A 26,628-nucleotide genomic window follows, 5' to 3' on the forward strand; every position below is an offset into this window, starting at 1 on the left:
TCGAACCTGGTTCAGACACCCCACTGAGCGATAACTTCTCGCAATCGTACAGCTATGGTTGCCGCCGGACCCGGTTCGATCATCTGGTTGTGTTCGCAATCGACTTCGGTGACTCGGATGTCCCCTTCTACAAACCTTCGCCATTCGGCGACATCGTGTCCGTTCTCCGTAGATCTTCCGGCTACGAAGAACTCGATGGCTCCAACGTGGACAGGCGGTTGGTGCCGATTCGTCAATTCGACGGAGTGGGAGTAACCGCGACTGATCCGCGCCAGATGCTCCGCTTCGATTCCGATTCCGGCACCCAGGGTCTGCTCCAGCAATTCCGCCGCTTCTTCGAAGGTCTCGACCGTCTTGGATCCCGCCGGCATCGCGAGCCCGGCCAGTAGTTCGGAGACCGAGAGTTCTGCGGGCTGATCGGAATCCGACGACGGATAGCTGTCGAGTATCGACAGAGTCACGTCACGTCCGCTCCGAGTGAGGCTGTGTGCCACGGCGTGTGCGATCACGCCGCCGAGCGACCAGCCGGCCAGATGGATCGGGCCGGTCGATGCCACGGCTGCAATGCGATTCGCGTAGTCGTCGGCGAGTTCGGTCAGCGAGTCGAAGCTGGGCCCGCCGCTCAGGGACGGTAGCTGAAGACCGTAGACGGGTTGATCCAGCTCGAGATGCTTGACGAATTCTGCGTAACCCCAGGACAATCCGATACCCGGATGGACGAAGAACAGTGGTGCACGATCGGATCCGGCGCGCAGCGTGATCATCGGGGCGAGAAGATCCGACGAATCGTCCGGCGAGTGTGCGTCCATTCCGTCGGCAGCCCGGGCGACTCCGGCAGGTGTCGGATCCAGGAAAAGCGATTGCAACGGCACTCGCATCCCGAGACGCTTCTCGAGTTCGATGGTGATGCGAGTGGCCACGATCGACGTTCCGCCCAGTTCGAAGAAGTCGTCGTCGACGCCGATGTGCTCGTGCCCGAGCACGGTCTCGAAGATGTCGACGACCGTTCGTTCGGTGTTGTTTGTCGGCGGTGCGTACGGGACCGTGCGTCGCTCGAAGCTCGGGGTCGGCAGTGCCTTGCGGTCCAGCTTGCCGACCGGTGTCACCGGAATGCGGTCGACGACGACGATCGCGCCGGGAACCATGTGCGCGGGCAGGCGAGAAGACAGATGGCGGCGAAGCTCCCAGTCGTCGACGGTCTGTCCTTCCACGGGCTGGATGTAGGAGGCGATCATCGTCTCCCCCGACGGCGCTTCGTGCCCGAGTGTGGCGGCGAAGTAGACGGATGGGTGTGCCATCAGGACAGAGTCGATTTCGCCGAGCTCGATGCGGAATCCGCGGACTTTGATCTGGAAGTCGCTGCGGCCCAGGTATTCGAGGGTGCTGTCGGAGCGCCAGCGCACCAGGTCGCCCGTGCGGTACATCCGCTGGCCTGGTTCGCCGAACGGATCGGCGACAAATCGGTCGGCGGTGAGGTCGGGACGATTGTGGTATCCCCGGGCGAGTCCGGGGCCGGTCACGTACAGCTCCCCGATGACTCCCACCGGCACGGGCTTGAGGTGCCCGTCGAGGACCAGTCCGGCAAAGCCGATGGCCGGTCGTCCGATGTTGATGTCCTTGCCCGGCCGCATGGGTTCACTGACGCTGGCCTGGATGGTGGATTCGGTGGGTCCGTATCCGTTGAACATGCGACGGTCGCGGCCCCAGATGTCCACGAGTTCGGGTGGGCAGGCCTCGCCACCGACTGCGAGTACGCGGAGTTCGGGTAGCGCGGAGCTTTCGATCGAGCTGAGCGCGGTCGGAGTGATGAACGCGTGTGAGACGTGTTCGTCGGCAAAGATTTCGGCCAACTCGGATCCGCCGAAGACCGTCGGTGGGATGACGACCAGGCACGCTCCGCTGCCGAACGCCATCATGAGTTCGAAGACCGAGGCGTCGAAGCTCGGTGATGCCAGGTGAGAGATCCGCGAATAGGGCTGGACGTTGAATCTCTGATGTTCCTCGGCGTTGAGGTTTGACAACCCGAGGTGGGTGACGATGACGCCCTTCGGCTTCCCGGTTGAACCCGAGGTGTAGATCAGGTACGCGGGATGCCCGTGATGCAAGGGGATCGTGCGGTCGCGATCGGTGATCGCGGCTGCGCTCTGGGCGTCGATCTCGTCGACGGTCTCGGCTTCATCGAGGACCATCCACTCGACCGTGTCGGGAAGTTGACTGCGGTGAGCGTCGTCGGTGATGCCGAGTACGGCCCGCGAATCGTCGAGCATGTGGTTGATGCGATCGTCGGGATAGTTCGGGTCGACCGGCAAGAACGCTGCACCGGTTTTCGTGACCGCCCAGATCGCGACGATCTCCGCAGTGGACCGCGGCAGACCCAGCGCCACAAAATCTTCGGGACCGACGCCGCGCCGACACAGCGCGCGCGCCAGCTTCGTCGATTCCTCGTCGAGCTCGCGGTAGGTCATCGACCTCTCGCGACTCGAGAGGGCTGGGGCATCCGGGTTCGAGGCGACTGCTTCGGCGAGGATCTCCGGCCACACCCGCGCTCGAGTCGCGGCGGCACCGGATGCCGGCACCAGGGCAGCTGTTTCATCGGCGCCGAGGATGCCGATGTCGGCGATACGTGTTGCGGGTTCGCGTCCGACAGCGTCCAGGATCAGGCGCAGTCGGTCGGCAAACCGACGAATGGTGGCGGGTTCGAAGAGATCGGTTGCGAAGTCGAAGGCTGCGGACATCCCAGCCGGGATGCCGAACTCGTCGAACTTCTCGTCGACGATCAGCTCCAGGTCCTCCTTCGCGAATTTGGTTTCCACGGTCAGTCCGTCGATGTCGAGGCCGGGTAGGTGGAAATGTGCGGGTTCGTTGTTCTGAAGTTCGAGGGCGACCTGGAACAACGGTGAGTACGACGTGGATCTGGTTGGGTTGATGACGTCGACGAGCCGTTCGAATGGCAGGTCCGAGTTCTGGAATGCGGCCAGGTCGATTTCCCGGACGTGCTCCAACAGGTCGGCAAACGTGATGTCGGGATCGACGCTGGTTCGCAGGACCAGTGTGTTGACGAACATTCCGACGAGATGGTCGAGCGCTGCCTGACCTCGGCCGGCGATCGGTGTGCCGATGGTGACTTCGTCGGCGCCCGACAACTTGGACATCAGCACTGCGAGCGCGCCGTGCAGCGCCATGAACATCGTGACACCGTTTGCCCTGGTGAGGTCCGCGAGGGCGCGGTGGGTGTTCGCGTCGATGTCGAAGGTGAATCGGTCACCGTGGAAGGTCTGTTGCACGGGTCGCGGGTGGTCGGCGGGCAGTGCGATGACGTCGTCGAGTCCGGCGAGTTGCTCACTCCAGTAGTGCAATTGGCGACTGATGACGGATTCCGGGTCGTCTTCCGATCCGAGGACGCGATGCTGCCACAACGTGAAGTCTGCGTACTGCACCTCGAGTGGCGCCCACGTGGGCTCGGTCCCTGCCGTACGCGCCAGGTAGGCCGTCATCACGTCGCGTGCGAGCGGCGCCATCGACGAACCGTCGGCGCAGATGTGATGGACCACGACAAACAGAATGTGAACGGGTTCAGCGGTGTCGAGTCGGAACAGTGCCACGCGCAGCGGCAGGTCCACCGACACGTCGAAGCCGGTCGTGGCGAGTCGTTGCATGCGCTCTGCGAGTTCGTCCTCCCCCAACGTCATTTCACGGACCGGCGGTACTGCCTCGTCGACGGTGAGCACTTGCTGAATCGGATCGCCGCCGACGGCGGGGAACACCGTCCGCAGTGTTTCGTGCCGCTCGACGACGTCGGCGATGGCCTGTTGCATGGCCGTGACGTCGAGGTCACCGGTGAGGCGAACAGCTAGTGGGATGTTGTACGCGGCTGAGCGTGTGTCGAATTGGTTCAGGAACCACATGCGCTTCTGCGCCAACGAGAGCGGGACGCTGCCATTGCGCTCCATGGGAGTGAGCGGCACAGTGCCGACGGCAGTGACAGCGCTGGAGAGCCGTTCGGCGAGCTGAGCCGTCGTCGGTGCCTCGAACAGCACGCGCACCCCGACGTCGATGTTCAGTGCGGAGTTGAGCCGCGAGACCACGCGAGTGGCGATCAGCGAGTTGCCGCCGAGCTCGAAGAAATTGTCGTCGACGCCGACCCGTTCGACGCCGAGTACGTCGATGAACGCATCGGCGATCCGACGTTCGAGGCTGGTGCCGGGCGCCCGGAATTCCACACCGGTTCCGGTGAACTCCGGCGTCGGCAACGCTTTTCGATCGAGCTTGCCGACCGCGGTGCGCGGTAGCTCGTCGACGATCATGATGCTGGCCGGAACCATGTGCGAGGGAACACGTCCGGCGAGGTGCGCGGTGATCTCTGCCCCGGTCAGCGTCGATCCTTCCTCGACGGTGAGGTAGGACGCTAAAACTGTGGCGCCGGCCGGTCCGTCGACGCCGAGTGTCACGCAATTCGTGACACTCGCCATTGCGGTGATCTGGGCGTCGACCTCGCCGAGCTCGATGCGGAATCCGCGAATCTTGACCTGGAAGTCGCTACGCCCGACGTATTCGATGGTGTGATCGCTTCGCCAGGAGACGATGTCGCCCGTGCGGTACATCCGGTCGCCTGGCTTGCCGAAGGGGTCGGCGACAAATCGCTCGCTGGTCAGGCCGGGACGCCGGTGGTATCCGCGAGCCAGGCCGATGCCGGCGATGTACAGCTCACCGGGAGCTCCGACGGGTACAGGTTGCAGGCGCGAATCGAGGATCATCTCGTGCACGCCGCGGATCGGTCCACCGATCGTGATGGGTGCGCCCACTGTCATGGGTTCGCTGATGTCTGCCATGACGGTTGTCTCGGTCGGGCCGTAGGCGTTGACGAATTCTCGTCCGGGAGCCCAGAGGCCGACGAGATGCGGCGGTAGTGTCTCTCCCCCGACGACGACGTGCCGGAACTCGTCCAGGCCGGCCGGGTCGACGGTGGCGAGTGCTGCCGTGGTGACGAACGCGTGAGTGACGTGTTCGCGGCGGATGAGACTTGCCAGTTCGGCGCCGCCGTAGATGTCGGTCGGGACGATCACCATGGTTGCTCCGACACCGAATGCCTGCAGGTACTCGAAGACGGCTCCGTCGAAGCTGGGGGTGGCGAAGTGCAGGGTTCGAGAGTGGTGATCTGCGTGGAATCGACGCTGCTGGTCGAGTGCGAAGCTGTCGAGTCCGGTGTGGGTGACGACAACTCCCTTGGGTCGGCCGGTGGATCCCGAGGTGTAGACCACGTAGGCGGCGTTGTCCATGACCACCGGTGCACGCCGTTCGTCCTGGGTGATCGGCAGCGTGCAACTGGTGGCGACGTCGTCGTCGAATGCCTCTTCTCCGAGCACCAACCAGGACACGATGGGTGGAAGTGTGTCGATGGCGTCGACGACGGTCAACCCGAACAGCACCTCGGAGTCGCTGAGCATGTGTTCGATTCGGTCAGCCGGATAGGTGGGGTCGACGGGGACGAACGCTGCGCCGGTCTTGGCCACCGCCCACACCGCGAGTACGGATTCGACGGACCTTTCGATGCCGATGGCAACCGACGTCTCGGGCCCGGCGCCGCGGCGAATCATGGCTCTGGCCAACTGGTTCGAGCGCCGGTCCAGTTCGGCGTAGGTCATGGAACGGCTGCCGGCCGAGAGCGCGATGCGGTCGGGATAGGTGGCAGAGACGTCGGCGAGAATCTCTGGGAGCGTTCGCGCGGAGCGCCCCGGGGAGCCGAAGACCGGCGCAAGATCACGGCTCTCGAACTCCGTGAGAACCTGCAGACGGGCCAGCGGCTGATCCGGTGCCGAGGCGAGTTGCCCGAGGACGATGCCCACGCGCTCGGTGATCTTGGCGACTTCGCGGGCGGAGAAGTGCGTCGGCAAGTACTCCATCTTCAGATTCAGCGTGTCACTTTCGGACGCCACCACGGCAATCGGATAGTGCGCCGAGTCGCGTCCGTCGATGCCGAGAACGTGCATTCCCGCGATGTCGGTTTCGGCGGTCAGGGCTGTCTCGTCGACGGGATACGACTCGAATACCGTCAGGGTGTCGAAGGAACCGGCGGCGCCGACTGCTCCGGCGATGTCCGACAGTCCGATGTGGTGGTGGTCGAGCAATGACGCTTGCTCGGATTGGACGCGAATGGCCAGTTCGGCGAGGGTTTCTCGGGCGTCGAGGCGGACTCGGACAGGCACCGTGTTGATGAACAGGCCGACTATCGATTCCACGCCGGGCACCTGTGGTGGGCGTCCTGAGACCGTTCCGCCGAAGACGACGTCGTCGCGTCCGAGAAGTTCGGCGAGCACGATTCCCCATGCCACCTGTACCAGGGTCGCCATGGTCAGGCCGCGGCTTCGCGCGAACGCCCGAAGAGTCTCGGTTCGTTCGGTCGGCAGCGAGTACGAGTGGATTTCACTTGCCACGGTTTCGGCGGCGGTGTCTGCCCTCGAGAGGTGGGTGGACGTGTCGACGCCCCGTAGCGCTTCTTGCCACGCCCGTAGCGAAGTCTCGGGTTCTTGCTTCGAGATCCAGGAGAGATAGTCGCGATACGACTGAACTCGGGGCAGAATCTCGGGGTCACCGTCGGTTGCGTAGAGAGTGAGCAGGTCTCGAAGCAACAGCGGGGTGGACCAGCCGTCGAGCAGGATGTGGTGGTTCGTCACGACGAGGCGTGCTGTGTCCGGTCCGATTCGCACGAGCATGAAGCGGATCAACGGGGCTGTTTCCATGTCGAAACGATGAGCGCGATCGCGTTCGAGCAGCTGACCGAACGCGACTTCGCTGTCTTCGGCTCCGGACAGGTCGATCTCGGCCCAGCCGATGTCGACACCGGAACGGATCACCTGCAGTGCCCGCCCTCCCGGTGCGGAGACAAATCCCGCGCGCAGGCTCGGATGACGATCAACCAAGGCCTGCGCGGCGCGGCGCAGGCGCGGCGCCTCCACCCGACCCCCGAGCTCGAGGGTCAGTTGCACCATGTACGGGTCGATTTCGGTTTCGTCGAACTGGGCGTGGAAGAGCATGCCCGACTGCAGAGGTGACAGTGACCAGATGTCGGTCAGGTCGGGGAATCTGCGCTCGAGCTGTTCGATGCTCTGTTGATCCGCGGTGACGAGATCGAGATCGGTGGGCGTGAGCTCGCGCTCGGAGTGTTCCTCCACGTATTCACTCAGTGCGCCCAGTGCTCGGGCCCAGAGCTCCGCCAGTTCGGTGACTTCGGCCTCGCTGAGAATGCCGCGGGGGAAGGACCACGTAGCGCGCAGAATCGGACCGTGTGCGGTATCGGTCGTGACGGCGTTGATGTCGAGCACCGACGCGGCGGCCAATTCGCCGCTGTGCGCTTCGTCGAGGGTCACTTCCGAGATCGGCAGCCACGGCACTTCGCCGTGCTCGGGATCCGAGCCGGCAAATCGTCCGAGGTAGTTGAACGAGATCTGCGGCGTGGGCAGCTCACGAAGTTCCTCGTTTCGATCGAGGTACTTCAGGATGCCGAACCCGATTCCGTTGTCGGGCAGGCCGAGCAGCGTTTCCTTGACGAGTTTCACGGCGGAGGCGGCGGTTGATCCCCCGGCCAGTGCATCGACGACATCGAGTCCGGTGAGATCGATCCGGACGGGGAACAAGGTGGTGAACCAACCGACCGTGCGCGAGAGGTCGGCGCCCGGTACGGCGTTCTCCTCGCGGCCGTGCCCTTCGAGGTTGACGAGCACGTCCCCGCTGCGCTGTCCGCGCGATCGACGCCAGGCGGTAACGGCAATCGCGAGAGCAGCGAGCAGTCCGTCGTTCACCGAGCCTCCGAAATGCTGAGGCACCGTCGAGATGACGTTCTCGGTCACGGAGGTCGGAACGTCGACGCTGACTCGGTCGACGGTGGCTCCGACATCGACGGCTGGGTCGAGCCCGCGTGCCCCGAGCAATGGCTCGTCGGTCCGCATTCTCGACCACAGGTCGATCTCGTCGCGTCGCTGCGCAGCGGTCTCGGCGAGCGCTGTCGCCCAGCGACGTATCGACGTTCCGCCCGGCGGAAGTATGGGTGTTTCTCCGTCGAACGCCGAGGCATAAGCAGTGACCAGGCCCGGGACGAGCATGCGCCAGGACACACCGTCGACCGCGAGGTGATGAAGGACCAGGAGCAACCGTCCGGCTTCGGCCCGGTTGCCGTTCGAGCTGACGGGATCCAACCAGACTGCGCTGATCATCTTCCCGTGTTCGGGATCGAGGCGGCTGGATGCGTCCTGCATCGCGGTTTCCGCAGCGGCGACGAATTCTTCGCCGCTGGTGGACACGATGGAGGTTCGGCGCAGGATGTCGGGGGCGGTGATGCTCCCTGGCTCGCGGATCTCGAGTTGGTGAGTCGCGGCGTCCAGGCGCGCCCGCAGCACGTCGTAACGATCGAGGATCGTTTGCAATGCTCGTTCCAGCGCGGGGCCGGAGACATCCGCGGGCAATGCGATCAGCGCGCTCTGGCTGTAACTGCGGATCGTGCTCAGGTCACCGCGACTGCGTTCGACGAGCCACTCCATGATCGGCGTGAGCGGTAGCGGGCCGGCTCCCCCGCCGGGTAGCTCCGTGAGAACCGGTGCCGTTTCCGATGATTCGATGAGGAGCACTTTGGTGAGGCCGGCCACGGTCTTCGCTTCGAAGACGTCCCGCGGAGTGAAGACGAGGCCTGCGGACTTCGCCCGTGAGACGAGTTGGATCGACATGATCGAATCGCCGCCGAGACCGAAGAAGGAATCGTCTACTCCGATACTGCCCCGACCCAGCACCTCCGCGAAGAGGTCCGCGAGGACCGCTTCGGTAGCGGTGGCCGGCGCCCGCGTCGCCTCGGTTGTTCCCGTGACGGTGAAGTCCGGAGCCGGGAGGCTGCGTCGGTCGAGCTTTCCGTTGACCGTCAGTGGAAGCGATTCGAGGACGACGATCGCGGTGGGCACCATGTACTCCGCGAGTTCGGCGGCGACGAAGTCGGTCACCGTCGCTGAATCGACGGTACTGCCTGTTTCGGCGACCACGTACCCGACGATCCGCGGTGACGCTCCCTCTGTCCGAACAAGTGCTACCGAGGCCGCGACGCCGGGGCAGCGGAGCATTGCGGCTTCGATCTCTCCGAGTTCGATGCGGAAACCACGCACCTTCACCTGGAAATCACTGCGGCCCACGTACTCCAACTGCCCCGCGTCGTTCCACCTCGCCAGGTCCCCGCTCCGATACATTCGATCCCCCGAACTACCGAATGGATCGGGAAGGAACCGCACCGAAGTCAATGCGGGTTTCCCGAGGTATCCCCGAGTCACCTGATCACCGGCGACGTACATTTCGCCGACGACACCTGGTGGTACCAAGTTCAGTCGCCGATCGAGTACGTAGACGGACAATCCCGGTACTGCTCGCCCGATGATGCTCGCCGACGCGTGCTCGCTGTCGTTGCGGTCGAGTGCGATTCGACTGACGTGCACTGTCGTCTCGGTGATCCCGTACATGTTGACCAACGTCGGAGCCGTGTCGGCCCGCCTGTCGTACCACTTGCGCAACTGCCCGAGATCGAGCGCTTCTCCACCGAAGACGACGTAGCGCAGTGCAAGGTCGGGACCCGTGCCGTTCGGTGAGTACGCACGGTCGGCTTCGGCGAGTTGGTAGAAGGCGGTGGGTGTTTGGTTCAGCACCGTCACTCGCTCCCTGCGGAGCAGTTCGTGGAACATGTCCGGCGATCTGGTCGTGTAGTAGTCGACGACGACCAGCCGGCCACCGTGCAGCAGCGGCCCCCACAGCTCCCAGACGGAGAAGTCGAATGCGTACGAGTGGAACATCGTCCACACGTCCGTGTCGTCGAACCCGAACGTCGGGGCGGTGTTGTCCATCAGAGTCAGCACGTTTCGGTGGCTGACCTGGACACCTTTGGGGCGACCTGTGGATCCGGAGGTGTAGATGATGTACGCGATCGCGTCGGGCAGAAGTGGTGTCGTCCGGTCCGCGTCGGTGATGCGATGGGGCGCGGAGTGATCGAGGCGTACCGCGATCTCCGGCGATCCGAGTTCGACGACGTCTATGCCGGATTCGATGATCTCCGAAGGTAGGTCACTTCGGAAGTCTCCGGTCGTGACCAGGCATACCGGCCGCGCGTCGTCGAAGAGGAACCGCAGGCGCTCGGCCGGGTAGGTGATGTCGATCGGCAGGTATGCCGCTCCGGTTTTGATGACGGCGACGAGGGCCAGCACGAGATCGGTGGTTCTGGGCATCGCAACAGCCACCACGGATTCCGGACCGATACCGCGGCCGATCAGGAGCCGCGCCAGGCGGTTAGCGCGCCCGTCCAGTTCGGCGTACGTCATGGCGCCGTCGCTGTCGTTGACCGCGGTCGACGACGGATGTGCTGCAACAGCCTCGAAGAATCGGTCCGCGATGTTGTCCGCTGGGGCCGGTTCGGCGTGAGTGTTCCACTCGGTCAGCATCTGTCGACGCTCGTCGGCGCTCACGACGTCGATGTCACCGGTAGGAGTCGACGGCTCTCGCGAGACCGCCTCGAGGATGGTGAGCAGTCTGCGTGAGAACGAATCGATCAATTCACCGTCGAACAGGTCTGTGGCGTAGATGAATTCGGCGTCGATTCCATCCGTTCCGCCATCCGCGTCGTAACGCTCGGTGACCGAGAGTTGCAGATCGAACTTGGCGACGGGTAGGTCGAACTCGACTCCCGAGACCGACAGCCCCGGCAATTCGAGTTGTGGGAGTGCATTGTTGCGGAACTCGATGAGGATCTGGAACAACGGAGTGTGCGAAGTCGAGCGTTCCGGGTCGAGTGCGTCGACCAACCTTTCGAAGGGCAAATCGGTGTGCTGGAACGCGCCGAGGTCGCCTTCGCGAACCTGGGCGAGGACGTCCTCGAACGACGCGTCGGGCGTGATCTGTGTTCGCAGCACGAGAGTGTTGACGAACATACCGACCAGGTGATCGAGTTCGGCCTCGCCGCGGCCGGCGACGGGTGTACCGATGGCGATGTCCTCGGTACCGGCCAGGCGCGCCGCAAGTACCGCCAGTGCTGCGTGCATGAGCATGAACATGGTGGTGCCGTGCTCACGTGCCAGGTCGGTCAGCGCCCGATGGGTCTGCGGCGATACCGCGAACCGGTGGACCGAGCCGACCATGGACGGCTTTGCCGGACGTGAGAACGACGTCGGCAACGCGATCGGCTCGCCCAGTCCCGCGAGTCGGTCCTTCCAGTAATCGAGCTGACGGGTCAGAGCCGAGTCCGGATCTTCCTCGGAGCCGAGCACTTCGTGCTGCCACACAGCGAAGTCGCCGTACTGCACGGCCAGTTCCGACCAGTTCGGCGCACTGCCGGCACTGCGGGCCGCATAGGCCGCTGCCACGTCCGCTGCCAGGGGGTTCATCGAGAACCCGTCGGCGACGATATGGTGGACGACGATCACGAGTACGTGCCTGCGCTCGTCCCCGTCGACGCGCAGGACCGCGCAGCGAATCGGAACTTCGGCCGAGGCGTCGAAGCCTGCCGAGGCCAGCTCGAGGATTCGATCGGACACTCTGGCAGCAGTGACGATTTCCGGCTCCAGGATCGGCATGACCTCGTCGCTGGACATCACCTGCTGAACCGGCTGTCCGTCGATCGAGGGGAACTTCGTCCGCAAGCTCTCGTGGCGCCCCAGTACGTCCGCTACCGCGGCCTGCAATGCGGCGAAGTCCAGATCGCCGTCGAGGCGCACTGCCAGGGGAACGTTGTAGGCGGGGGACGTCACGTCGAACTGGTTGAGGAACCACATCCGCTTCTGTGCCAGTGACACGGGCAGTGGGTCCGGGCGGGATCGCCGAGTCAACGGTGGTCTGGGGTTCTCTCCGCGGCCGACGCTCTCCGCCAGACGCGAGAGCTGCCGAACTGTCGGAGACTCGAACAGTCCTCGAACGCCGATGTCGGTGCCGAGAAGTGCGTTGACGCGGGCGATGACGCGGGTCGCGGTCAGTGAGTTTCCGCCGACGTCGAAGAAGTGAGTGTCGATACCGATCGGAGACACTCCGAGCACGTCCTCGAAAACGCCCACCACCAGCCGTTCCAACTCGGTGGCCGGTGCAGTGAGTGTCTCGGCATCGGTGTCGAAACGAGGCGCCGGAAGAGCAGCCCGATCGACCTTGCCGACGCCGGTCAGCGGTAGTTCGTCGAGCACGACGACGCTTGCGGGCACCATGTGTGCCGGCAGTAGCTCCCGTGCCGCCGCCCGGATGTCCTCGGCGCTCACCCGGCGTTCGTCGTCGCAGACGACATATGCCGCCAAGGCCTGCTCGTCGGAGGGTCCGCGCACCGCCAACGTGACCGCGTACTCCACGCCGGGCAGCTGACCCAACGCCGTGTCGACCTCGCCGAGTTCGATACGGAAGCCGCGGATCTTGACCTGGAAGTCGCTGCGTCCGAGGTACTCGATGGTGCGGTCGCTGCGCCAGCGCACCACGTCGCCCGTGCGGTACATCCGCTCCCCCGGCTCGCCGTACGGGTTGGCGACAAATCGTTCGCTCGTCAGTGGTGAGCGCCCGTGATAGCCGCGCGCGAGTCCGACTCCGGCGACATACAGTTCGCCGGGAACTCCGACGGACACCGGTTGAAGTCTGCGATCGAGGACGACCTCGCTGAATCCGCGGTTCGGCGGTCCGAGATAGACCTTCTCGCCGGCCGGGATGGGGTCGCTGAGGTTGCAGGAGATGGTGGTTTCGGTGGGTCCGTAGACGTTGACGAACGATCTTCCCGGCGCCCAGGTGCGCACCAGGTCCGCCGAGGGCGCCTCGCCGCCCACCGTGATGGTGGTCAGTTCGTCGATTCCCTCGGGATCCACCGACGTCAGCGCTGCAGGCGTGATGAACGCGTGGGTGACATGTCCCTCGCGGAGAACGTCGGCCAGTTCGGTTCCTCCGTAGACGGTGGTGGGAGCTACGACCAGTTCACCGCCGACGGCGAAGGCGAGCAGGTACTCGAGAACGGAGGCGTCGAAGCTCGGAGAGGCGAAATGCAGTGCGCGTGAATTCTCGGTGAGACCGTAGCGATGACGCTGTTCGTCGGCGAAGTTCTCGAGACCGGTGTGCGTGACGACGACGCCCTTGGGTCGGCCGGTCGAGCCCGAGGTGTAGATGAGGTAGGCAGTGTTCTCCAACCGCGGGGTTCCTCGACGCTCGTCCTCGCGTAGCGGCGCCGCGGATACTCCGGAGAGCCGAGCGATGCTCGTCGGGTCGTCGAGTTCGAGCCACTTCGTCACACCGCCGTCGCCGGGTCTGTGGGCAGCCGTGGTCAATCCGAGCGAGGATGCCGAGTCCTCGAGCATGAACGAGATCCGGTCACTCGGGTAGCGAGGATCGATCGGCACGAAGGCGGCGCCGGTCTTGGTGATCGCCCAGACCGCTGCGACGGATTCGAAGGAGCGTTCCACACAGATCGCCACCCGTGAGTCCGGGCCGGCGCCTTCCGAGATGAGCACGCGCGCCCACTGGTTCGACGCCTCGTCCAGCTCTCGATAGGTCATCTTTCTCTCACCACAGGACAGTGCGACCCGTTCGGGGAATCTGCTCGCGGTGTCCGAAAAGATGCGATCGAGTGTCCTGACCGAGCGGCCCTGCCGGCCGCGCGCGGGAACCAATTGCTGCACTTGCGAATCCGGCATCAGGCGCAGTTTCGCCAGCGGGAGATCCGGTTGCGCGGTGATCAGCTCGAGGGTGCGGAGCAGCCGGTCGGCGATCGCGTCGATGTCGTGATCGCCCAGGACTCCCGGGAAATACTCGAATTTGAGCCGCAGTCGCCCGTCTGCCGCAGAGGCAACGATCGCGAGTGGATAGTGCGCGGCATCCTCGGCGTCGTGGACGTCGAGAACGTGCATTCCGGCTATGTCGGTACCGGAGGAGAGTCCACCGCGGTCGACGGGATACGACTCGAACACAGTCAGCGTGTCGAACGATGCAGCGGACCCCACAGCCGAAGTGATATGCGAAAGCCCGACATGATGGTGATCGGACAACCGCGCCTGTTCCGCTTGGACGCGAACGCACAGCGCCGCCAGGGACTCTCGCGGATCGAGGCGAACTCGGACGGGGACGGTGTTGATGAACAAACCCACCATCGACTCGACGCCGGACACCTGGGGTGGTCGGCCGGAGACGGTTCCACCGAAGACGACGTCGTCGCGGCCGAGGAGTTCGGCGAGCACGATTCCCCAGGCCACCTGGATCAAGGAGGCTGTCGTCAGGCCACGGGAGCGGACGAATCCACGCAGAAGTTCCGTCTCACGTTCTCCGAGCGCTGTGGTCGTCGAGCGTGAGGTAGCGCCGTCCTCGTCGACGGCGTGAGTTCCGGTGAGCAGCGTCGGGTCGTCGAGTCCGCGGAGTGCTTCGCCCCAGGCCTCGATCGACACGCTGTCGTCGCGAGTGCTGATCCAGCTCAGATAGTCCCGGTAGGGGTGTACGCGTGGGATGGCACTGTGATCACTGTCTGTCGCGTAGAGCGTCAGTAGGTCGCGGACCAGCAGCGGCATCGACCATCCGTCGAGGAGGATGTGGTGGTTGGTCAGGATCAACCGATACGCGTCGTCACCGGTTCGCAGAAGCAGGAACCGCAGCAGGGGCGGAGTGGCCATGTCGAAGCCGCGGACCCGATCCGCATGGAGAAGCTCGCGTATCTCGGTCGCCTGTTCGGTGGGGGCCAACGGAGAGATGTCGATCTCGGTCCACGGCACGTCAACGTCTGCGTTGATCACCTGCACCGATCGTCCACCGGTGTCGGTCGTGAACGCCGCGCGTAGGTTCTCGTGTCTGTCGAGCAGTGCCTGTGCGGCACGGTGCAACCGGGACGCGTCGACGCCGTCGAGTTCGAGTGCGAGTTGGACGGTGTACGCGTCCACAGTGTGTTCGGCGTAGCGGGCGTGGAAGAGCAGTCCGGATTGCAGTGGTGAGAGGGACCAGACGTCGGTCAGTGTCGGGAACTCGCGCTCGAGGTGGTCGATGGAATCCTGGTCGAGGTCGATCAGGTCGATGTCCGACGGGGTGAGTCCCCCGCGTTCGCTGTGTTCGGCATAGGTGGCCAGCGCGCGCAACGCCTGCACCCAGAGGTCGGCGATGGCGCGAGCATCGCGCTCTGCCAGTACGCCGGTGGGATAGGCGATAGTGGCACCGATGTGCGGTGCGCCCGAGATCTCGGTGGTGACGACGTTGACGTCCAGGACCGAACCCACTGGCATCTCGGACCGCGCTGCCGCTTCCAGATCGACGTCCCGGGCCAGTGCCCAGTCCCCCAGTGACTCTCCTGCTTCGGTGCCGGAGAAACGGCCCAGATAGTTGAACGAGATCTGCGGTTGGCGGAGGTCTTCGAGTTCCGCTCGACCCACCTCGTCGAGGTAACGCAGAACTCCGTAGCCGATCCCGCTGTCCGGAACACCCAAGAGTTCTTCCTTGACACGCTTGAGCACCACCGCTGCCTCTGGGGCGCTGCTCATCACTTCCGCGATGTCGATGCCGGCGAGGTCGATCCGCATCGGGAAGACGCTGGTGAACCAGCCGACCGTGTGCAGGACGTCCGCACCGGGCACCACGTGAGCTTCGCGTCCGTGGCCCTCCATCGAGATGAGTACGTTGTCGGTTCGTATGCCCTGTGCCTGCCTCCACTGCGTCAGTGCCAGTGCGAGAGCAGCAACGAGACCGTCGTTGACTGATCCACCGAAAAGCGCCGGAAGCGTGGTCAGGACTGTGTCGGACAGTTCGACGGGTACGTCGGCGACAACTCGGCCGACCGAATCGAACGTGTCGAGCCGCGGGTCCAGCGGCCGGGTTCCGATCAGCGGGTCGGCACCTTCGAGTATCGAACGCCACCGGGGCAATTCGACTCTTCGATCGGGCGCGATGTCGCGGAGCGCATGCGACCAACGACGAACCGACGTGCCCGAGTACGACGGCTCCGGTTCCTCGCCTGCATCGATGCGGTGGAAAGCCGACGCAAGTTCCGGCACGAGGACGCGCCAGGAGACACCGTCGACGGCGAGGTGGTGGATCACCAGGAGCAGCCGGCCGGCGTTGCGCACGCCGGACAACCAGACGACCCGCACCATCACGCCCCGGCCGGGGTCGAGTTCTCGACGCGCACCGCCCAGTGCGTCGACGATCGCCGCGTCGAACACCGCGGTGCCCGGCTCGGCCTCTACCTCGATCACCCGGCAAATATTCTCGGCTGCAACAGATCCCGGCTCGCCGACAACAAGCCTGCGCTCGCCGTCGAGCTCGAGGCGTGCGCGAAGGATGTCGTGACGATCGAGAACAACTTGAAGAGCCGCGGTCAACTGCTCCACACTGTGAAGCCCGTGCGGCGCGTTGAGAAGAGTCGCTTGGGAGAACGAATCGAGACCTCGGAGATCGGAGCCGAGCCGGTCGAGCCACCACTGAGCCACCGGCATCAACGGCACGTGGCCCACGCCGTCTCCGGGAAGTTCCTCGAGCACCTCGGGTTCGTCGTCCTTGGTCGATGCCAGCAAAACCGCAAGACCGGCGACCGATTTCACCTCGAAGACGTCACGCGGGGTGAAGACGAGCCCGGCATCGCGGGCACGGGCGACGAGCTGAATCGACATGATCGAATCGCCGCCCATCGAGAAGAACGAGTCGTCGACGCCCACCGATTCGACACCGAGGACATCGACGAACAAGGCGGCCAGCGTGCGTTCGGTATCGGATTCGGCGGCCCGCGAGCGTGCCTGGGTTGCTCGCAAGTCGGGAACCGGCAGGGCTCGGCGGTCGAGCTTTCCGTTGGCAGTCATCGGCAGTTCGTCGAGAACGACCACGACCGCAGGAACCATGTACGGGGCCAGAGCCGAGCCCGCGAACGCGATGACGGCCTCGGGATCCACAGTCTGAGCGTCGTTGGCAGGCACGACGTATCCGACGATCCGTGCGGCGCCTCCGTCACGTTCGAGCGTGGTCACCACGGAATGTGCAACGCCGGGATAGCGAGCCAGAACTGCCTCGATCTCGCCGAGTTCGATGCGGAATCCGCGAATCTTGACCTGGAAATCGCCTCGACCCTGGTACTCGAGTTCGCCGTTCTTGTTCCACCTGGCGAGGTCGCCGGTTCGGTACATCCGTGTGCCCGCACTGCCCGCGGGATTGGGCACGAATCGTTCGGCGGTCGTGCCGGCGCGGTTTCGGTAACCGCGGGCGAGTCCGTCGCCGCTGACGTACAGCTCTCCCGTCACTCCGACCGGGACGCGGTGCAGGCGATTGTCGAGGACCCACGCGCTGATGCCTGTCGACGGGCGACCGATCGTCACTCGATCGGTCGGGGACATCGGCTCGGTGATGCTGGCGACGACCGTCGATTCGGTTGGTCCGTAGGCATTGATCATGATCCGGTGATCGCTGACCCAGGCGGCGACGAGGTCGGGTGGGCAGACGTCGCCGCCGGTTCCGATGCACACCAGCTCGTTCAGTCCGCTCGGATCGACCGTGGCCAGAGCGGCTGGTGTGATGAAGGCGTGCGTGACGTGCTGGTCGGCGATCAGACTCGTCAGTTCGGTTCCGCCGATGATGCTCGGTGGGGCGATGACCATCGTGGCCCCGGCACCAACAGCCATCAGGAGTTCGAGAATCGAGGCGTCGAAGCTCGGTGAGCTGAAATGCAGCGTGCGCGAGGTCGACTCGACGCGGAAGCGACTGCGTTCCTGCTCGGCGAGTGCCGAAAGCCCACGGTGAGTGACCATGACGCCTTTGGGGACGCCGGTGGAACCGGAGGTGTAGATGACATAGGCCGGGTTGTCCAGGGACACCGCAGCCAGCAGCTCCGAGGCACCTATCCGCTGATCACCGATCTGTTCGAGGGTTGCGAGTGTCTTTGCCTGATCGAGCAGAACGGCGTCTGCCTCGTCGGGGACGACACCCACATGCTCGGCGGTGGTGAGAACGACGCCCGCTCCCGAGTCGTTGATCATGTGGTGCACGCGGTCGACGGGATACGCCGGGTCGACGGGTACGAATGCAGCGCCGGACCGGGCAACCGCCCAGATCGCGACCACGGATTCCAGTGAGCGTGGTAATGCCAGGGCGACAACGGATTCCGGACCGACCCCGCGGCTGATCAACAGTCGTGCAAGCCGGTTGGCGCGGCGGTCCAGATCGGAGTAGGTCAGATGTCGGTCGCCGAAAATCAGTGCAGTCCTCTGCGGTTCGTCGACGTACTTGCGCTCGAGCAACGTCGAGAAGTGAACCTGCTCGGGAAGTTCCGGTGCGACGGCGCGAATCGTGTCGAGATCACTCACGAGATCGATGTCGCCGACCGGCGTGTGCGGTGACTCGGTGACAGCACCGAGAATCCGAACCAGGTATCGAGCGAAACCTTCGACGGTCGACTCGTCGAACAGGGCGCTCGCGTAGGTGAACCCGGCCTCGATTCCGGCCGGCCGGCCGTCGTCGTCGAAGGTCTCGGCAAGCGTGAGTTGCAGATCGAAATTCGAGACGGCGGATTCGAGTTCGAGGACCTCGACGTCCAAATCCGTCAGACTAACTGCTGGCCGAGTGGTGTTCTTGAACTCCAGCATCACCTGGAACAACGGTGAATGCGATGTCGACCGCTCCGGAGCCAGCGCATCGACGACGCGCTCGAAGGGGACGTCTGCGTGAGCAAAGGCGTCGAGGTCGGTGCTGCGAACTCTGGCCAACAGGTCGGTGAACGAGGCGGCGGGGTCGACGTCGGCGCGCAGGACCAACGTGCCGACGAACATACCGACCATCGGATCCAGCAGGGCATTTCCGCGCCCGGCGATCGGTGAGCCGATCGTGATGTCTTCCATGCCGGACAATCTCGCCACGAGCACTGCGTATGCGGCGTGTACCGCCATGAACATACTGCTTCGGTGTTCGATCGCGGTTTCGCTCAGACGGCGGTGGATGCCGGCATCGATGTCGAATCGAACGACGCCGCCCGAGAGATCCTGCACACGCGGACGCGGTCGATCTGCGGGGAGCGCAAGAAGTTCGGGAACACTCGCCAGTTGACGTGTCCAGTACTCGAGCTGACCGGCAAGAGTGCTGTCCGCTTCGTCGATCCGACCGAGAGCCCTTTCCTGCCAGATGGCGAAGTCCGCGTACTGGACCGGAAGAGGAGACCAGTCGGGCGCCTCACCTCGATGCCTTGCCGAGTACGCGCTCATCACGTCGAACGCCAACGGTGCCATCGAGAATCCGTCGGCGCAGATGTGATGGACGACCACGGCCAGGACGTGATCTTCTTCGTCGACCTCGATCAGTTCCGCCCTGATCGGTGGAGCCTGCGTGACGTCGAAGCCCCTCGAGGTGAGACGTTCGATCTCCCCGAGTACCGCTTCGGCGTTCGCGGCGACAACCGGCAGCGCGCCCAACGCTTCACCGGGTTCGACGATCACCTGCGCCGGCACTCCCTCGATCATGGGAAACAGCGTGCGCAGCGATTCGTGGCGAGTAAGCACGTCGGTGATCGCGCCCTCCAACACGGCAACGTCCAATCGGCCTCTCAGCCTGATCGCTATGGCGACGTTGTACGCCGCGGACGTGACGTCGAATTGATTGACGAACCACATGCGCTTTTGTGCCAGCGACAGCGGGATCGTCTGTGGCCGCGGCAATGCCTCGAGCGGAAGGACTGCCGGTCCCCCTCGTGCCGTGGCGCACTCGACCGCCAACTGCGCAACGGTCGGCGCGTCGAACAACTCTCTGATCGACAAGTTCAACGACAGCGAATCGTTCACGCGCGCCACAGCGCGTGCAGCGACGAGGCTGTTTCCGCCGATCTCGAAGAAGTTGTCGTGAACACCGACTGCCCCGGATTCGAGAAGCTCCTCGAAGATCGCCGCCAACTGCGCTTCGAGCGGTGTTCGCGGCGCCAGATACGTCTGCGAACTGTCGAAGCTGGGCGCGGGCAGAGCCTTCCGATCAAGCTTGCCGGTCGAACCGAGAGGGAACACGTCGAGGGCGATGACCACAGCGGGAACCATGTAGGCCGGAAGGAGACCTCTCAACTCGGTGCGTAGGCCGTCCGTGTCGATCGAAGTGCCGGTGTCGGCGATGACGTAGCCGACCAAACTGTCACCGACCACGTCGTCGTGATGGACGAGAGCAGCAGCTTGCGCGACACCGGGCAGCCTGAGCAATGCTGCTTCGACCTCGGCGAGTTCGATGCGCTGGCCGCGGATCTTGACCTGGAAATCGCGTCGACCGACATAGTCGAGCAGCCCGTCGGCGCGCCACCGGACGACATCACCGGTTCGGTACATCCGGGTACCAGACGGGCCGTACGGGTCGGCCACGAACCTGTCGGCGGTGAGATCGCTGCGCCCGAGGTATCCACGCGCCAGTTGCACTCCCGCCAGGTACAGCTCGCCGTGAACGCCGACCGGAACCGGATGCAGCCGCCCGTCGAGGACATAGAGCTGGGTGTTCCACACGGGCGCACCGATGGGAACGGTGACGGTCATGTCGGGGGTGAATTCGGCGGCGCTGACGTCGACGGCAGCCTCCGTGGGTCCGTACAGGTTGAACAGTCCCGCAGAACTCAGACGGGTGAACGCCTCCGCAGTGGTAGGCGCGAGGGCTTCACCGCTGCAGAACACCTGACGCAGGCTCGCACACTGCCCGGCAGTCGCGGCAGCGACGAATTCCGCGAGCATCGACGGAACGAAGTGCGCCGTCGTGACGCCTCTGTCGGCAATCAACACCGACAGGTACCCGGGATCACGGTGCCCGTCCGGTTCCGCGATCACCAACTGCGCGCCGGTCTGCAGGGGCCAGAACAGTTCCCACACCGAGACGTCGAAGGTTACCGGAGTCTTGTGCAGCACCACGTCCGACGCGTGAAGGGGGTACGTGTCCTGCATCCACAGCAGGCGATTGACGATCGAACGGTGTGATACTGCAACACCTTTCGGTCGACCCGTCGATCCGGACGTGAAGATCACGTAAGCAGCATTGTCCGGGCGCAGGGGTCCGAGCCGATCAGCGTCGGTGATCGGCGCCGTCGTGGACACCTGACGATCGAGATCGACGTCCACGATCGGGACTCGCGCGGGAAGAGCGCCGTGGTCCTGGGGCCGGCTCAGCACGCAGATCGGTTCCGCGATGTCGAAGACGTACGCGATGCGCTCGGCGGGATGATCGGGATCCACCGGGACGTATGCCGCACCGGCACGGATCACGGCGTGGACCGCGACGAGTAGTTCCGGTGACCGTCGAATCGACACCGCGACGCGCATGTCCAGGCCGACCCCGCGGGCGATGAGGGTTCTGGCAAGTTCACCGACCCTCGCGTCGAACTCCGCATAGGTCAGTGTCCGCTCGCCGTAGACCAGCGCGGCCCCCTCGGGTGTCCGGGCTGCCTGCTCCGCCACCAGGTCCGAGAGGGTGGTGATCGGTACGGCGTGTTCGGTGGCATTCCAACGCTCGAGGACCAGTTCCGCCTCGCCCGGAGCTGTGAGATCGACGTCGCCGACGACGGATTCCGGGTAGGCAGCTACCGCGTCGAGGAGCATCGTGAAGCGATCAGCGAGGCCGGACATGGTGTCCGAGTCGAAAAGCTGGCTGGCGTAGTTCAACTGGCCGTCGAGATGGTCGCCGCGGTCGGTGAGAATGACCTGAAGGTCGAACTTTGCCGCGCCCGTCGACAGTTCGTCGACCGTGACATCGAGCTCGGGCAAAGTGACCTCGGTGGGAGCGGCGCCCTGCATCACCAGCATCACCTGGAACAGCGGCGCCTGGTTGTCTGCGAGGGATTCGACGAGTACGTCGTACGGCACTTCGGTGTGCTGCAAGGCCGCCACGTCGACGTCGCGGACGCGGGTGAGAACTTCACCGAAGGTGAGTCCCCCCTCGAGAACCGTCCTCAGCACCACCGTGTTGACGAACATTCCGACGACGTCGTCGAGAGCGCGCTCGCTCCGCCCGGCCACCGGAGTGCCGATCGTGATGTCGTTCGCTCCGGATTCTCGGCTGAGCAGGACGGCCAGCGCGGCGTGGATCACCATGAACACGCTGACGTCGCTGCGCGCCGCGATCTCGCCGACCCGGCGGTACGTCGCGGAGTCGATCCGGAAATCGAGATCGTCACCGCGCAGCGAGACACCCGCAGGCCGCGGATGATCCATCGGCAGTTCCGCGAGCTCACCGCGTTCGGTGAGCGTGTGCGACCAGAACCGCAACTGCTCGGCAAGAATCGAATCCGGGTCGGACGCTTCACCGAGCGCTCCGCGTTGCCACTCGCTGAAATCGCCGTACTGCACTTCGAGTGGCAGCCACGCCGGCACGCGTCCGCTCGCCCGCGAGGCGTACGCCACCATCACGTCACGAGCCAGCGGCGCCATCGACAGGCCGTCTGCTGCAATGTGGTGCACGACGAGGACCAAGGTGTGCTCGCGTTCGTTCACCTCGAGCAGAGTCGCGCGGATCGGCACCGATTCGCTGACGTCGAATCCCTCTCGCGCGAGCTCACTCGCCCGCGCCGAGGTCGCTGCGGCAGGCACCGTTTCCACCTCGAGATGATCGAACATCTCGTCCACATCGAGAACGTGCTGTACGGGGCCACGCGCACTCTCGGGGAAAACGGTCCGCAAGATCTCGTGTCGAACGATCACGTCCCGCAGCGCGGTGAACAGTGCATCGACGTCGAGATCGCCGGTCATCGAAACCGCGATCGGAATGTTGTACGCCGGCGAACTCGGATCGAGTTGATTGGTCAGCCACATTCGTTGCTGCGCCAGAGATACCGGTATCCGGTCAGGGCGATCGATACGCGTCAGTGCCGGGGCACGTGTGTTCCGCGAGTCCGCGAGGTCGGCACGTGCTGCCAGAGCGGAGACGGTCGGCGCCTCGAAGAGGTCGAGAACGCTCAGCGTCGTTCCGAGAGCTCCGTTGACTCGCGACACGACGCGGGTCGCGATCAACGAGTCACCGCCGAGGTCGAAGAAACTGTCGTCTGCTCCCGCCCGGGTGATACCGAGCAGATCGCAGAACACCGCCGAAATTCGCTTCTCGGTCGAGGTCTCGGGGGCACGGTATTCAGCCGACCCGCCCACAGAATCGATGTCCGGTAACGCTTTCCTGTCGATCTTTCCTGCCGGAGTCAACGGAATGGAGTCGAGGACGACGATCCGCGCCGGAACCATGTGGGCTGCCAACGAAGATCTCGCGTGGGCGACCAGCTCGGAGTTGTCGATGTGTGTGCCCGCAGCCGCCGTGACGTACGCCGCCAACAGTGTTTCCCCACTCGGGCCCGCAACTCCGGCGGTGACTGCCTGTGCGACGCTCGGGTGGCGGCGCAGCACGTCGTCGATCTCGCCGAGCTCGACGCGGAAACCGCGGATCTTGATCTGGAAGTCGCTCCGGCCGAGGTACTCCAGCTCACCCTCGCCGTTCCACCGCGCGAGGTCACCCGTGCGGTACATGCGCTCTCCCGCAACACCGTTGGGGTCGGCAACAAATCGTTCGGCCGTAATCGTGGCACGCGCGTGGTACCCGCGCGCCAAACCGACACCGCTCACATAGAGCTCGCCGGCGACACCGATCGGCACCGGTTGAAGCCGCGAGTCCAGGAGGACGGTTGCGGCTCCGCGCATCGGCTTCCCGATGGTGACGGGAACATCGCTGCTCAGCGGTCCGGTCAGAGTGGCGACGACGGTGGTTTCGGTCGGTCCGTACGCGTTGAACATCGAGCGTCCGTGTGACCACTGATCCACCAGCGCGGGTGAGCATGCGTCGCCGCCGGTCACGACCACTCGTAGATCCGGTAGGCCGGCGGGATCGACTGTTGCCAGCGCGGCCGGGGTGACGAAAGCGTGGGTGACCCGTCCGATACGCATCACCTGTGCCAGTTCGTCGCCGCCGTACACGGTGGGCGGCGCGATCACCATCGTTGCCGCGCCCCCGAAGGCAAGGAGGAGTTCGAGGACTGAAGCGTCGAAGCTCGGCGAAGAGAAATGCAGGGTGCGGTCTCCAGGTTCGACTCCGAACCTGACTCGTTCTTCGTCGGCGAAGCTGCTCAGCCCGCGGTGACTGACCACGACGCCTTTGGGGACACCGGTGGAGCCGGACGTGTAGATGAGGTATGCCGGATCGTCGTAGCTCAGGCGCGTACGCCGCTCGGCGTCGACGACCGGTGCATCGGACTGGTGCGAGGTGTCCAGTTCGTCGAGGAGCAGCCAATCCACCGAATCGGCGAGCCCGCCGTGGTGCTCCCCCACACTGATTCCGACTACAGCTCCCGAATCGGTGAGCATGTGCCGAACACGATCCTCGGGGTAGTGCGGATCGATCGGGAGGAAGGCACCGCCGGTCTTGGCCACCGCCCACGTCGCGGTCACCGATTCGAGAGACCTCGACAGCGCAAGGGCGACATAGGTGCCGGGGCCGACTCCCCTGTTGATCAGTTCACGGGCGAGTGTGTTCGACTCGGCGTCGAGATCCCGGTAGCTCACCTCACGATCACCGAAAACGAGCGCTGGGGCATCGGGGTTCACAGCCGAGGCCCGGCGGAGAATATCGAGGAGGGTCAACGGGGAGGATGCGGTCGCTCCCCGCGCCGGTACCAGGGACTCACGCTCGAAGTCGTCGAGGAGATCGAGGTCTCCGACCGGCGTTCGCGGGGCTGCTGCTGCGCCTGCAAGGATCCGCACCAGTCGCGAGAGGAAGGCTCGGACCGTGGATTCGGCGTAGTGCTGCGTGGAGTACGCAACCTCGAGGGCGCCGGTATCTGCGTGGACGTCGATCGCCACGTCGAGGCCGGCAATCGTGGTCTCCTGCGAGCCGTCGTTGAGGTGGACGTGCAACTCGGGCAGTGCGGGGACACCTGCCGCCGATCGAATCGACAACGTATCGCGTTCTCGAGCAAGAGAACTCACGAACTCGTCGAACGGCGCCGCCGGATCGACCTCGCAGCGCAGGGGCAAAGTTCCCCACTCGGTCCTCGTTCCGATCAGCACGTCCCGGCGCTCGGTCGATCTCGACAGCAACGAAGCAAATGCGGCATGGACAACGGCAAAGAGGGAGACGCCTTCCGTGCGCGCAAGTTCGGCGACCGCGGGATCGAGTGGGACGCTCAGCCGATTCGTACCGGTGGGCTCCGATTCGGCGTCGATTCGCTCGAGGCCCAGTGTCTCGAGGTCCAGTGTGGAGCCCTCGTCGGAGTCCCCCAGGTATCTCGCCCAGAACCGCTCGAGTTCCCTACGCTGTGCACTGCGCGCCCCTGCCTCGGCACTTGCCGGATGAATCCGGTTCATCGGCGTACCGGCCGGTGCTGCTGTCAGTTCTGCGACCAATTCGGTGAACGCCCGGTGGTGCTCGGCCAGTTCGTCGTGGCCGTAGCGATTGGGGTTTCCGCGAAAGTCGATCAACGTCTGCGCCGGATCGCCGCTCTGGTACACGTTGACCAGCAGATCCTCGACCGGACCCGACGTGACGATGTGATACTCACCGGTCAGTGGCCCGAGGGTTATCTCCTGCCGGAAGAGCATCACATTCATCATCGGGCCGGACAGACGCGCGTCGCCGACGGTCAGACCGGCATCACGCCGGATGTCCTCGAGGCTGCATCGCTGATGACGAAGCGCACCGAGAAGTTCGAGTTGCACGCGCCCGACCAGATCGTCGACACTTTCGTCCGGGTTTACGTGGATGTGTAGCGGCGCGACGTTGACCAGCATTCCGCCGGACCGCTGCAGCGGTGCCGTCGTCCTCGCGGAAACCGGCAGGTTGATCAGCACGTCGTCGTAGCCGGTACTGCGGGACAGGTAGCACGCCAGTGCCGAAATCAACACTGCGGCCGGAGTTGCACCGGAACGTGAATTCCACTCGTCCAAGGCAGCAAGGCTGTCCGCCGACATCGCGGCACTGACGAGTTCACTGCGTGCAGTCGGGGGTCCCTCACGGGTGGCCAACGTCGAACCGTGTTCGACGCCCGACACACGCTGGGCCCAGTACTCGCGGTCGGCTTCGAATCGGCTCGATTCGCGGTACTTCTGGTCGAGCTCGGACAGCGTCGTGACGTCGAGCGCCTTGTTCACCGCAGGTTCTCGACCTTCGACGGCTGCGGTGTAGATCGCCGCAATCCGATTGACGATCGTCATACCGCTGTAACCGTCGAGAGCGACGTGATGAATCCTGGTGTACCACAGGTAATCCCGATCACCAGTTTGAAGAATTGTCATCTCGACGAGACGATCGCGAGTCAGATCGAGCGTCGTCGCGTAATCGTTGTCCATCCACTCCGAGGCAGCCTGCCGAGGGTTCTCACGCTCGCGGAAGTCGAAGTAGTCGATGCCCGGGTCGATCGTGAAGTCCACGATCTGGCAGGGCTCCCCATCCGGGTACATCAACCGTAGAAACGGCGATTCGAACTCGTGGGCAGCCTCCACCGCGGCGCGACTGAGCAGTTGCATGTCCAAATCGCCGTGGAACTCGATGTACTGCGCGATGAAGTACGGGACCGTCGGGTGAAGTTGCTGCGCAAACCACATGCTGCGCTGCACCGCTGACAGGGGGAACGCTCCTGCCGGCAGGCTTCGCGATCCGGTGAGCGGGTCGATCCTCTTGTCGGTATCCATCACGACCACCCCCACACAGCGTTGTGACGATCAGCGTTGT

1 protein-coding gene is annotated in these 26,628 nt (G+C 64.5%); it reads right to left on the reverse strand.

What is annotated here, in order from left to right:
* Window positions 1-11 precede the first annotated feature (11 nt).
* On the reverse strand, window positions 12-26,588 hold the full coding sequence (locus P3G66_RS17810; RefSeq protein ID WP_276116941.1) for a non-ribosomal peptide synthase/polyketide synthase: 26,577 nt from the start codon (window positions 26,586-26,588) through the stop codon (window positions 12-14).
* Window positions 26,589-26,628 lie beyond the last annotated feature (40 nt).

The organism is Rhodococcus sp. C3V, from assembly GCF_029269915.1.
GTDB classification, from domain to species: Bacteria; Actinomycetota; Actinomycetes; order Mycobacteriales; family Mycobacteriaceae; genus Rhodococcus_F; species Rhodococcus_F qingshengii.

Coding starts and splice junctions, on each gene's coding strand:
- P3G66_RS17810 (WP_276116941.1), bottom strand. CDS start 26,588: ATGGATACCGACAAGAGGATCGACCCGCTCACCGGATCGCGAAGCCTG.